The organism is Virgibacillus sp. AGTR (assembly GCF_016919725.2).
GTDB lineage: Bacteria > Bacillota > Bacilli > Bacillales > Amphibacillaceae > Virgibacillus > Virgibacillus salarius.
Genome location: NZ_JAJERH010000005.1, coordinates 23,414 through 36,649 on the forward strand (window position 1 = coordinate 23,414; position 13,236 = coordinate 36,649).

Consider the following 13,236-nt stretch of genomic DNA (forward strand, 5'->3'; position numbering starts at 1 on the left):
ATTATCCTCTTGTCGGAATTGACTGATTATTCTTATGCAAAATAAAAGAAAACGCTTTACTTTTTCAAAAAATAATTGCCGAAGCTCTCTATTTTAGCTGTAAATTACTGTAAAAGCTTCGGTATATATTTTTGATCTAATTAAGTAGCACATTAAAGATTAAAAGCACTTTTTTCTTCCACTTCTTTGTGGGTATATTTTCCTTCATATCAATTTATTTAAATTTAGCTCTAATTTGTTCGACCGCATGAGATGGAAAAATTATCTTACCATACTCTTTTAAGCGATGTGACGTTATAATACTTGGATAGGCATATTCTGACATGACAGCTATAATATCTTCACGGTTATGATTCTCTAAATCATCATCTTGAAGTAGCATATAATATGTGCTATCCATATGATAAACTTGGCCGCCTTCTATGGATAGTGCGGACAAATTATTAGAAACATGTATGACATCTTCGAAATCTAAAAATGAGAAAAGTAGCTCTTTACTTTCATCTAACGTAACTTTCATCTCAATGAAATCATCATCCCAATGCAGGGTTTCGATATTTTGAGTTACAATTACATGCATCCCTTGCGCCTGCATTAAATGCACTTGTACCAGTAGCATGCCTTCAAGTTCAAAACCCAGCTCCGAGCTTGCTTCATACATCATATCACTAAATAAATTTCGGACACCTGATGCATCATACCATAAATCCTCTTTCGTAAATCCTCGTTCAATTAAATCATCAAATGTCAAAAAAATTGTAAACTGATTATCGGACACTCGTTCAATACGCATATAGCATCCTCCTTTATGAGCTGTATTTTCATTTACAAACATAACTCCATGCTATTTATAACATACGTTACTAAGCTGCACAATACAATATAATCATTCTATTGTAGTTCTTTTATACACTATATGCTAATGGAGTTATTCTTGAACTTGACAACGTCACTTTTACGTTAATTTTTCAAATGTAATCACATGACATTGAGAATTGGTTCCTAATCGAAAAGGTAATGATGAATAACCATATCCTTCACTAATTAATATCTTCGTATTTTTATATTTATCTAAGCCTCCGCGTTCATATGGTCCAACTCCCATTATTCGAATTTGTCCTCCATGTGTATGCCCCGCTAACGCAATATCAATTGATTGTAACTCTTGATCAGATAAGAGGTAGAAGGCCTCAGGATCATGGGTGAGTAGAATCATAAAGCTTCCCTGCGCGCCCTGCATCGCCAAATCTAATCTCGGCTCTCCATATGTAAAACAATCTAGTCCAAGTATGCTAATTGTTCGATTACCCCGAATTATGGTATCATTCGAATTCGTTAAAATGATTACATTTTCTTGTCTAAGCATTCGTTCTAATCGATCTGGTTGTGCTTCATAATCGTTATTTCCCCAAATGAAATAAATAGGTTGTTGCCATTTTTTTAAACGCCTAATATTTTTTATTGTTCGCTGCAATGGTACAAATTTTTCTGTAATGTCTCCACCAATAATGATAATATCAATAGGTTCTTTTATTTTCTCAATCGTTTTTTTATTTATTCTTCGACGATGAATGTCAGATATAAAAAAGATACGAAAATTAGTGAATTGGTCTGGAATTTGCTTATCTGTTACATGGTGATACAGCAATCTATCGTGATGTGCTAAAAAGATCATTCTAAAAACAAGAACCAAACCCGCACAAATAATTATCCCAAGAATAGCCAATCTCTCATACCCCTTTACGTTTACCGTTAGCTAAAAAATCAACCTGTTTTATCCCGCATATAACTGGCAGTAAGCCCCCTCTTCAAACATTTAAGTGAAACCAAGGATGGGTTAGTGAGGGTTCAACTGCCAGTAAATGTCCGATTGGTTCTACTTACCATCCGTGGAAAATACAAAATCCCACGGATGGAAGTTTCACTTTACCCCGCATATAACTGGCTGTAAGCCCCTCTTCAAACATTTAAGTGAAACCAAGGATGGGTTAGTGAGGGGGCAACTGCCAGTAAATGTCCGATTGGTTCTACTTACCATCCGTGGAAAATACAAAATCCCACGGATGGAAGTTTCACTTTATCCCGCATATAACTGGCTGTAAGCCCCCTCTTCAAACATTTAAGTGAAACCAAGGATGGGTTATGAGGAGGCAACTGCCAGTAAATGTCCGATTGGTTCTACTTACCATCCGTAGGGAAAAATAAAACCCCACGGATGGAAGTTTCACTTTATCCCGCATATAACTGGCAGTAAGATCCCTCTTCAAACATTTAAGTGAAACCAAGGATGGGTTAGTGAGGGGGCAACTGCCAGTAAATGTCCGATTGGTTCTACTTACCATCCGTGGAAAATACAAAATCCCACGGATGGAAGTTTCACTTTCTTAGTTAATGGTGCTATCCATGACATTATTCATGAGCTGTGGTATATCTCCCCCAAATAGATAGTATACCCCAATTAGGATTATGATTAATAGGAATATAATTAAAATAAATCGTCTGAATGGTAAACTTATTTTTATATGTGTATGCTGCTTTTTATTTCCGTGAACTTCTTTGCGGGGAGGTAAATTAAGGATATCTACTTCCCTTTGTTCAAGCTGTACTTCTTCTGATTCTATAGATTTATTCATTTCAGGATCTTTAATACTTTCTACTTCATTTAATAATTTCCTTAATTCTTCCGCCTGATCTTCTTGTTTGCTTAATTGCTGGCTCATTGTTTCCACACCTCACTTTTAAAACGTATAAATAACCCCAGTAAACTATCTATTAGAAAATGAGTAACAATGGTTACTATTAAATTTTCGGTTACATAGAACAGATACCCAAGATAAAAGCTAACAATGACTACGGAGATAAGAAGTACAGGTTTTTTTAGGTATCTAATGTGAACGACTGCAAAAATAATGCTTGCACTTATGTAACCAAAGGTGGTTTGCAGCAAACCGCGAAAAAGCAATTCCTCCGCTATAGCTACTAGCAATGCTATAAAAAAAATAAAGAAAATGGGCTGCTTATGGAATAGTTTGTAATTAATACCACCATCATCATAATACGTTGTAGGAAGGATGACGATTAGTATAATTTCAATTCCAGCAATTAATAAACCAGATAATACCCCATAAAAAACGATTTCTGAAAAATCCCAGCTAAATAATTCACGCCATTGCTCTTCAATAGGATCGAATACGAAGACACTTCCAATAAAAGCAATAAGAAGTAATAGAAGCTGCGATATAACTAGGTGCTTCCGTAACGATTTATCTTCCATCTGTAATATCAATTGTTCACGTTGTTTCATGTATATCTCCATGTAAAAGCTTTTCCTGTAATTTTTCTCTCCATGTTTTTGGTTCTGTACGTTTGATTGTCGTCTGTACCGGATTCCATTCATCCCAAGAAAATCCACAATTGCTACAACATAGAGAAGTCGGGGTTGCATAAGATGTCTGGAACTCTTGGTATAAATGCTTGCGAAAACACGCTTTTTGCTGAATCCAATGAATCATTTTTGTTAGCTTCTGTTCTTTTAAATGTGTACGACTGTTACGATGTTCAATTATTTTGTGCAAAGCACGCTGCCAATTACGTTGATCATAAAAAATACGATTTTTTTTAATAATACCATGTTTTTCTAATTGATACTGCATAAATCGCCACTGTACTTCATTCATTTGAAAAATCCCCGCTCGTTCGTCCATCTGTTCTGGTAAGCTTTGATTTGATGAAAATAACGTGAATAGTCGTTTAAATACAGAAGTGATATCGGATTCCAATGGCAATTCTTTCTTTATTATATTCTTCGGCAAGTGAATGTCTTTTATGGAGAATAATAGTAAACTTATACTTTGCTCACCATCTCTCCCTGCTCTTCCCACCTCTTGAATGAATGCTTCCATTTGTGGAGGCATGTGGTAATGAATAACCAAACGTATGTTAGACTTGTTTATCCCCATTCCAAATGCACTAGTGCAGCAAACAATATCTAATTGATTGTTCATAAATTGCTGTTGAATGGTAACTCGATCATGCTGTTCCATTCCACCATGATAAACAGCTATTTGATAGGAAAGCTTATTAGATAGCTCATGTGCTACGTCTTCAGCCACTCTTCTACTGGAAAAGTAGATTAGTGTTGGAACTCGGTATCTCTTGAATAAACGAGCCATCGTATCTAGTTTTTCGCTATCATCATTTACATGCTGGATATAAAACGCAATATTGTCTCGATCCATGTCATGAACATGTTTAATCGTTCCTTTTCTACCTAATGCTTCAATAATATCTTCTTGCACTTTTGGTGTGGCGGTAGCACTCAAAGCTAATACTGGTGGATTTCCATAACTTTCTATACTCTGACTTAACTTTAAATAATCTGGTCTAAATTCATGTCCCCATTGCGATATACAATGCGCTTCATCGATAACAAATAAGCTGATTTGCAGCTGACGAAGCTTCCTTTGTAGCTTATCCTGTTGCAATAGTTCAGGAGATAGGTAAATTAATTTATATGTATGTAGTTGATTCCATACAGTATACCGTTCAGACCTATTCATAAAACTGTTAATAGCAACTACCTGCTTAAAATTCATAGCCTTTAGATGTTTTACTTGATCAATCATTAAAGATATGAGAGGTGACACTACAATTGTTACTCCATCCAGCAGTTTAGCTGGAAGCTGATAGCAGATCGATTTGCCAGAACCAGTTGGTAATATGCCTAATACATTCTCCCCCCGCATAACATCTTCAATTATTTCACGTTGTCCTTTACGAAAAGCATCATATCCAAAGTGCTTCTTCAACTCATGTCTTAAATTTAATTGATTTTCTACATTATTCACCTATTTTCACTCCATGGTTTAAAACTGCTAATACTAATCGAATTTGAAAATAATCGATACGATTAGGAACATGTTCTTTAATTACACTTAATTTATACGAATTAGTTTCAACATGAGCATTAATAATTTCTTGTTGATCTGCTTGGGATACGTACTTTTCTATAGGGAAATGAACGTCGTACAAGGCAATTTCCACAATATGATCCTGAATCGTATTTATTTTAAGATTTCTGATACGTGCTATCCTCTGCACCGGCATTCCGTTTTTCAGTAATTGATAAGTAGCTTGAGCTGTCTTTGTTAATGATGTATTCGCTGATAAATCATCTGCTATACTGGCCAGATAAGGGAAACAATCTTTTTCTCTTTCAACGGTTTCCAATATATAGTGTAAGTAAGCTGTAATTTGGAGCTGTATCTCATCTTTTTGTACACCATACTGCTGTGCTAATTGATAAACACTTTTGCCAAAGTTCTTATACCCTGTTAACCGATCAACAAACATTTCGGCAACAATATCAGGAAATCGGCTAAGCAACATTTCTAATTCCTCATAGAAATGTAGTAAGACCTTTGATCGTGTTGGCTTTATTTTTATATAGTACCACTTCACCCATACTTCCACTTCCTTATTTTCAATTACAGGGATAAAGTTAAAATTGCTCATCCTACTATTTATCAATGTTTGGAGTAATAATCGTAACCTATCGAAATAAATTTTTTCTAACCTGGCAAAGCGAAAACCGTTCAATAATTTTAACGTTGAGCTTTCTCCCACCTCGTTTAATCGCCTGCTTCCTACAGGAGTCAGTTTATATATTTGTTTTTCTTCATTACATATCCTTAAACAGTCTTCCTTTATTAAATAACGTATTTGTTTTTGGAAAACCGCTTTATCCAAACTGGGATAAACACCATAAAAACTTTTTAATTGGTACATGTGAATATCTTGTACAGTCTGAATCGATTTTTTACCTGTTATAATGTGAAAGATAGCTGATATGGATCGCTCTTTGTTTAAATATGAGGTGCTCGTCAAAATGATCCCATCTAGTATCATTTTTATCCCCCCTTTTTCAATCGATTCTTCGAACGATAACATTATAGGTAATGACACTATTTATTTTCCAGTTTACACTATTGCAGGAGAAAGATAGCATACTTCAAAGAGCTAGGAGATATAAATCATTGCAAAAGTAGATAGAGAAAATATACTGCTTGTGGTACAGTAGTCACCTGTGACTATGATTATGATAAGGTAAGTATCCCTTATGTTGGACATGGCGAGAATCGTGGCATTCTTCCATTACAAGCATCATCTATTAGATATTTACTAAGCTACATCTCACCTATCCAACCGTTTCGTAACTTCTGTTTACAGAAACTCTTTACAGTAGATAGACTATACATATAGTTTACAACAACCCAAACCATAGAAAAAGGGCTGTCCCAAAAGTCATGAAATAGGAGGTAATTCAAATAAATGCAAATAAAGAAGAAAACCGACCTGTTAAAATTATCACGATCGGTTTTTAAGATTTAAGACAGTGTCTTTATTTTTTTATTGGATTTGCGGCAACAGGTACCGGAATTGGCTTTGTTAAATCATATTCCCCTACACGTTCTATAGAAGCATTTTCAAATTGCACTTCCACATATCCATAGCTCTTGGCTGTCATTAATATTGATTCAATCATCGTTATTCCTTCTTCATTATTTGTCAAGCTAGAGTCATTTCTAAACTCCAACCGTAAAGACTGATCATTTGAATGGATCGAGAATTGCATATCTTTAGGAATCGTTCGCTCAACATGATACGATTCTTCACTTGTTTTTAGCTTATTAATCGCATCAATAATTGTTTCATGTTCCTCATTCGGTACTTGTATAAGCCTTTTTTGTGCTGCTTGATCGTATAATTTATAACTAAACGTTTTCGTTTCTTTTATCGACATTTCCTTCACTCGGCCCATCTCACCAAAGTCCACGTTATCTAAATTCCCAGTAAATTTAACCCTTTCTATTTGGTAGGGCTGAAACATTACAGCTAACATTCTCTGGAACATTCCAGCAGTAGCTGTACCATTACCAAGTGAAAAGCCATTCGGTAAATTTAAGCTAACTTGATTATTCTCCTCATCAAATTGGTACTTGATATCCCGGAATAAATAGATGTCGTTGTCTTGATTAGTGGTTGCTATCAACTGATCCAATTGATTATAAGCCTCATTTACACTTGAGTCAGGAACAATGAAGGTTAGAGGGATGATATACTGCATTTGTTTTTCTGCGACAGCTGCATATACGAGTTGATCTGAAGATTCCGTTTCATTAACAACTAACGAGCTATTCACAGTTGAACTATCTTGTTTCTCCAATATATTTCCTTGACCAGCCATGCCTTGCTCCTCTCCTTCTAAGCCTAAACCACTTTCCTCTTTGCTTTCCTGATTAAATTGCTTTACATCGTTAACAGATTTATCACTCATCTCTTGCTGGTTCCTATCCATGATCGACGGAGCTATCATGAAAAACAGGATAGCTACTGCTGTAACAAGGCCAAGTACTGGAAAAATTTTATGTGACTTTTTAGTATGTTGCGCAGAGGAAATACGTTGATAAATCTCTTCTTTAGATCGTTTATCTTCAATTTTAGGTAATTGGTTAAGTTGTTCAATTAAGTGTTTATCCCGATCATCATTGTGATTCATCTACGTTCTCCTCCTTCATCTTGATTTTCTATATATGTACGCAATGCCTTTAAAGCACGATGCTGGGTTGTTTTCACTTTACTTTCACTAAAATTTAATATTTCCGCCGTTTCCTTTATAGAAAATGACTGCATGTATCGTAAAATAATGACACTCTTTTGATCAATTGTACATTGATCTAAACAGTTGTAAATTTGTTTCAGTTCCTCACTCTGAATCGCTACTTCATCAGGCAATGGATGAACATCCTCGATTTTTTCTCCTTTTGTTGTCCAATCAAAAAACGTAAGTATTCGTTTTCTTTTTCTGTTTTGCGACCGAAAATAGTCAATGGTTACATGTCTCGCAATAGAAAATAACCAAGTTCTAACACTACTATCACCTTTAAAATGATGGTGTGATTTTAGTACTTTAATATATACTTCCTGAACGAGATCTTCAGTTGTCAACCTATCCTTTACCATATAAAAAACAAACTGATATAAATCTTTATGATACTTTTCATACAATTCCTCAAAAACGATCTCCATTAAGATCCCCCGTTCACCTTCAATAGTCGCTTAAACCAATAAAAAGGTTACATTCAATTATCTATAACTATAAATTGACAGGAGCATATGTGCAAGGATACACGACATAATTTTAAAGAGAACAAAAGCACAGGCGCCAGATGAGAAACGTAGCGACTGGAGCGAGTCAACGGAGATAAAGGAATCACGGTGTGCTGGCGAGTCGATGATGACTTAGATTAGGGTGATTCGTGAAGTCACCTAGCTTCTGGGCGCTGGAGCTGGACGCGGCTCAACACGCCCATCTTTATCCACTTGGGCTAATTTTATAATTTACGAGTCTATAAAAAAATACTGACTCAACGGTCAGCATTTTTCTTAGCAAATGTATCTGCTGCATATTTCTTTACTAAATAGCTAATAAAAGGATAAAAAAACATCATAAACACGGCATTACCAATTGCGTGGTTTGTATCAAATAAAAGACCACTAAAATAGTAAGCCCAAAACTCCCCACTTATCTGATAGTTTGTTAATGAAATAATCAAACCATAAAAATACCCACAAAAAATTGAAAAAAATACAATAAAAGGAAAAGATATGCGAGTGAAAACATTTCCGATAATTCCACTTATTAAACCGATAATCCCCCAAGCAACGGTTTGCCATATCACCCAAATCCCCATACCCAACAGCATATTAGAAACAAATGTTATAAGTAACGATAGTATTACAGCAGCACCCGGCCCCAAGATCAAACCAGTAATAATTATAATGGACGTAACGGGCTGTACATTTGGGATAAAAACGAAGGCGTATCTCCCAACAATAGCTAGTGCTGCTAAAATCGCTAATAAGGTTAATTTATATGGGTTCAATTACATCATTCCCAAGCTTGGAAATCAAAAACGACCTTATCATCAGGCTTTAGTTCATACTCAGCAGCACCTACCTTTGCCATTTCTCCATTAACTGTATAAATCCAGCCCTTCTTTTCTCCTTCTTTAGCAGCTACCCTTTCAATTGAAGTAATGAACGTACCATTCTGTTCTGTTTCAATGTAGAAGTTCTCCTCCATGACATCCATTAAGATATCACCTTCTTCAATGGGTACCTCCTTTTCGTGAATATATTCCTCACCATGATCTTTTGTAATGGTTATTAGGACTGTTTCTTCAGACTGCTCTGTGTTACTCCCTTGATTTTCTGTTGTATTATTTGCTTCTTTCTGTGTAGCTTGATCTGTTGAATCTTCAGTACCACATCCAGCTAATAATACAACAACCATAAACACAGCTATCAACCGAAACATCCATTGCTTCATTGTTATCCTCCCCATTCCTTCCATATTTGCAAACATATCATAACATAAATTTAACTTTCCTTGTTTTTCGGTATTTTAAAACTAAAGGCTGTACCTTGATTTATTTTACTATTCACATTAATGATTCCATTATGTGCATCAATAATATTCTTTGCAATGGCTAAGCCTAAGCCAGTACCTTTTTTCTTCTTATCTCTCGTTCTTGATTTATCGGCTTTATAAAAACGTTCAAAAACAAAAGGTAAATCTTCTTCAGGAATTCCGCTACCACTATCTTCAATCTCAACCTGAAGTCCATGTTCATCATTAGAAACTTTTACTTTAACAAATCCCTGTTCACTTGTATGACGAATTGCATTATCAATGAGATTTGTAAAAACTTGTTCAATTCTGTCTGGATCAATTTGTACATATGCTTCACTTAGCTGCTTATCTAGCGAGAGAGTAATTTGATTATCTAAAGCTAATCCATTAAATTTCTTTAGGATTCTCTCTACATATTTTTCTACTTCTACGGTTTCTAAATTTAAGTGAATATGACCTGCCTCCATTCGGGCAAGATCCAATAATTCATTGACTAGTCTTCCCATACGTAAAGACTCTTCATGAATGATTTGTGCGAGCTCATTCTTTTCTTCTTTTGATTCAGCTATATCATCTACAATGGCTTCACTATACCCCTGAAGCATCGAAATCGGCGTACGTAATTCATGTGAGACATTAGCAATAAAGTCCTCCCTAAGTTTATCCATTCTTCTTTCTTCTGTCATGTCACGAATCACGGCAACCGCTCCTCTTACATAGGATTGATCATATAATGGGGTCATTACCATTACCCAATTTCTACCTTGTAAACTAAGCTCGTGAATCGCTTCCTTTTCACCCTCTATAACTTCTTGTAAAATCTCATTTAATTCGCTAGGAAGCTTTCGTTCTTCTTGCTGATTTTGCATATTATTTTCATAATACCAATCTTCGATAAATCGTTCTGCAGGTGAATTTGTTACAATCATATCTCCACTACGGTTTAGTGTAATAACACCATCTGCCATAGAACTTACGATACTTGATAATTGTTCTTTCTCTTGCCGTAATGCATTTAAATGGAATTTCAATTGTCTGCCCATACGATTAAATGCTAACGCTAGTTCTCCAATTTCATCATGTGTTAGTATTGGGACCTTTGTATTAAATTCTCCTCTAGTTAAATCAAATGCTGCTTCACGCATCTTGATTAACGGGGAAGTTATTCTCGTCGATAAGAAAAAGGCAAAAATAGTAGTCAAAACAATTGCAATTCCTGCTGCAAGAAATATTCTTTTTGTCGTCTCTGCTTTCGTTTGATCAATTACATCTAACGATTGATATACAAAAACTGCACCCTCTTGGTTTTCTATAGGAATTCCAACAATCATAGCTTCCATTTGATTCCCTGGTAGAAAGAGTTGTTTTCTTACTTGCCTATTCGTGGTTAAAACTTCTGATAAGTCTTCTTCGCTTTCAATCCACTCTTTTTGTAATTTTAACAGATTTTTATCTTCACTATTCGACACCCATAGTTCCCCATCTTCAAAAACGATAGCAACTCTGCTTGCTGGGTCTTTTACACGTTCGGTCGTCTCCATAACATTGGACTTTTGTTGGGATTGAACAAGTACAGATACCTTCGTTGCTGTTTGGTGCATATCTTGCTCTGCTTCCTGAATATGAAAATCCTCAAAAAATTGTAATAGTAAAATAGTCAAAATAAACAATACAAAAGAAACTAGCAATAGGATGGTTATTGCTAGTTTACCAACAACACTTCGCCAAAACATTATTATTCATCCACCTCAAATTTATAGCCTACACCCCATACTGTCACGATCATTTTTGCTGCCTCTTTAGAAACATGATTCAGCTTCTCTCTTAATCGTTTAACATGGGTATCAACTGTCCGTAAATCTCCAAAGAATTCATATTGCCATACTTCCTTTAGCAAATGTTCACGATTAAATACTTTATCAGGAGATTTAGCTAAAAAACACAATAACTCATATTCTTTTGGAGTTAGACTTACTTCTTTTCCGTCAGCAGTTACTCGATGTGCATCATGATCAATCGTAATATGTGGGAAGACCATAATATTTTTTGTCGCAGATTCTGTTTCATTAAACGATGAACTGGTCACCCTACGAAGGATTGCTTTCACACGTAATACCACTTCACGTGGACTAAACGGTTTAACAATATAATCATCAACACCTATTTCAAATCCTTGGACACGATTAGCTTCTTCCCCTTTTGCCGTCAGCATAATAACAGGTGTGTCTTTTTCTTTCCTTAGCTCCTGGCAGACTTCGATTCCATCCATTTCTGGCATCATGATATCCAACAGAATAACATCATAGTCATTATTTAATGCGAGCTCTAATGCATCCGTTCCATTTTCTGCTTCTTCCACAGTAAAACCATCACGCTCCATATACATACGTAATAATCGTCGAATTCTTTCTTCATCATCTACTATCAAAACTTTAGCTTCTATATCCATGCTAGTTGATCCCCCTTAACGTTACCTATTCTATTATGAGTATAAACGAAGATGTTCAAAAAGTATAAGAAAAAACAAGGCATCACTAGAAGTATAATGATGCCTTGCTATCATTTCATGTTATGCATAAGAGTGTAGCCCTGCAAGTACAAGGTTTACAACAATTAAATTAAACATAATGATTGCAAACCCAACCGCTGCTAACCAAGCGGATTTTTCTCCATGCCATCCTCTTGATAATCGTAGATGTAAAAACGCTGCATAGAAGAACCAAGTAATGAGAGCCCAAACCTCTTTCGGATCCCAGCCCCAGAATCTACCCCAAGCTTCTTCTGCCCAGATTGCCGCAAAGATTAGTCCACCTAAAGTGAAAGCTGGGAAGCCAATTGCGACCGCTCGATAACATATCTCGTCAAGTAGATCTGGTCTTGCATTTTTAAGTAACGGTTGGATTACCGCACCAATCCTTTTTCTGAAAACAAGAAATAATAAAAGATAGAGACCTGTACCGAAGATGAATGACCAAATAAGCGTGTTTAATTTTCTACCTGCATCAGCTCCATGCATCCATTCCGGTGTCTCAAACCACGGGTTCATGACATCTTTTGTAATTAATGTACTATCATTCGGACTAGCTATCGCCGGCATATGATATTCTACTTCAACAACATTATTACCAGTAGTAGGTTGTTCAAATGAAACATTGTAATTCATCACACTAAATAGGGTCGAAGCTAGTATAAATCCTACAAAGAGTATTAATGAATAAAGAATAACTTCTAATGAAAATGATCTTCTTGTAAGTTTGGTTTGATCAATTTGTCTTATTAAATAAATTAATCCCGCAACAAAGCTGATCGTTAATATTCCCTGTGCAAGTGACACAGTTGTTACATGTATATATAACCAATGACTTTGCAGTGATGGAATAAGAGGCGATACCTCGGTTGGGAACATACTCGCATACGCGATGATAATTAGTGCTACTGGTAGAGCAAACAACCCCAGTACAGGAAGTTTGTAAATAAAATAAATAATGATAAATCCTAACACAATTGCCATACCAAAGAACGTCATGAATTCGAATAAGTTACTAACAGGAGCATGTCCACTCCCCATCCATCTTGTGATAAAGTATGACACCTGTGCTAAAAAGCCAATTATTGCTAAAGTAATTCCTATTTTTGCTGCCTTTCCATCTGATTTCCGTTTACTCCCAATTGTAAAAGAGAAAAACACCGTTGCTATTAAGTAAAGGAAAAAAGCAGTATAAAGCAGCGTACTGCTTAATTCAATGAAATTATTACTCATA

General features: G+C 35.6%; 13 protein-coding genes. All 13 read right to left on the bottom strand.

The features are described 5' to 3' along the window. Positions 1-214: 214 nt before the first annotated feature. The 13 genes from JUJ52_RS03585 to ccsB all read right to left on the bottom strand — a co-directional run bounded on the left by JUJ52_RS03585 (position 215) and on the right by ccsB (position 13,235). On the bottom strand, positions 215-793 hold the full coding sequence (locus JUJ52_RS03585) for a genetic competence negative regulator (RefSeq protein WP_026681038.1): 579 nt from the start codon (positions 791-793) through the stop codon (positions 215-217). A 162-nt stretch (positions 794-955) separates the two neighbouring features. Further along, positions 956-1,726 carry a metallophosphoesterase gene (locus JUJ52_RS03590; RefSeq protein ID WP_034678942.1) on the bottom strand — a complete coding sequence of 257 codons (771 nt, stop codon included), beginning with the start codon at positions 1,724-1,726 and terminating at the stop codon, positions 956-958. Between the two features lie 658 nt (positions 1,727-2,384). Beyond that, positions 2,385-2,720, bottom strand: a complete 336-nt coding sequence (locus tag JUJ52_RS03595) for a hypothetical protein (protein ID WP_026681040.1) — start codon at positions 2,718-2,720, stop codon at positions 2,385-2,387. Next, positions 2,717-3,304, bottom strand: a complete 588-nt coding sequence (locus JUJ52_RS03600; protein ID WP_026681041.1) for a CPBP family intramembrane glutamic endopeptidase — start codon at positions 3,302-3,304, stop codon at positions 2,717-2,719. Before JUJ52_RS03600 ends, JUJ52_RS03595 begins: the two co-directional genes overlap by 4 nt. Beyond that, positions 3,291-4,847, bottom strand: coding sequence for a RecQ family ATP-dependent DNA helicase (locus tag JUJ52_RS03605; protein WP_026681042.1), 1,557 nt, complete (start codon positions 4,845-4,847; stop codon positions 3,291-3,293). Before JUJ52_RS03605 ends, JUJ52_RS03600 begins: the two co-directional genes overlap by 14 nt. Continuing rightward, entirely contained in the window at positions 4,840-5,907 is a 1,068-nt protein-coding gene (locus JUJ52_RS03610) for a YpbB family protein (protein WP_205388519.1), read from the bottom strand. Before JUJ52_RS03610 ends, JUJ52_RS03605 begins: the two co-directional genes overlap by 8 nt. A gap of 493 nt (positions 5,908-6,400) precedes the next feature. Then, the gene (locus JUJ52_RS03615; RefSeq protein WP_121605083.1) at positions 6,401-7,558 is read right to left on the bottom strand and encodes a hypothetical protein; all 1,158 of its coding nucleotides are present in this window, start codon (positions 7,556-7,558) and stop codon (positions 6,401-6,403) included. Further along, the gene (sigX, locus tag JUJ52_RS03620; protein ID WP_026681045.1) at positions 7,555-8,088 is read right to left on the bottom strand and encodes an RNA polymerase sigma factor SigX; all 534 of its coding nucleotides are present in this window, start codon (positions 8,086-8,088) and stop codon (positions 7,555-7,557) included. The genes JUJ52_RS03615 and sigX overlap by 4 nt, the downstream gene beginning before the upstream one ends. Before the next feature lie 338 nt (positions 8,089-8,426). Then, positions 8,427-8,945: an ECF transporter S component gene (locus tag JUJ52_RS03625; RefSeq protein WP_121605082.1), complete on the bottom strand. Its 519-nt coding sequence runs from the start codon at positions 8,943-8,945 to the stop codon at positions 8,427-8,429. Between the two features lie 5 nt (positions 8,946-8,950). Further along, positions 8,951-9,391 (bottom strand): DUF4430 domain-containing protein, encoded by a 441-nt coding sequence (locus tag JUJ52_RS03630; protein ID WP_121605081.1) that lies wholly within the window; start codon positions 9,389-9,391, stop codon positions 8,951-8,953. Positions 9,392-9,441: 50 nt separating this feature from the next. Next, positions 9,442-11,208 (bottom strand): ATP-binding protein, encoded by a 1,767-nt coding sequence (locus JUJ52_RS03635; protein WP_026681048.1) that lies wholly within the window; start codon positions 11,206-11,208, stop codon positions 9,442-9,444. Positions 11,209-11,210: 2 nt separating this feature from the next. Continuing rightward, positions 11,211-11,924 carry a response regulator transcription factor gene (locus JUJ52_RS03640; protein ID WP_026681049.1) on the bottom strand — a complete coding sequence of 238 codons (714 nt, stop codon included), beginning with the start codon at positions 11,922-11,924 and terminating at the stop codon, positions 11,211-11,213. Between the two features lie 120 nt (positions 11,925-12,044). Continuing rightward, complete coding sequence (gene ccsB, locus JUJ52_RS03645; protein WP_026681050.1) at positions 12,045-13,235, bottom strand: c-type cytochrome biogenesis protein CcsB; 1,191 nt, start codon at positions 13,233-13,235, stop codon at positions 12,045-12,047. Position 13,236 lies beyond the last annotated feature (1 nt).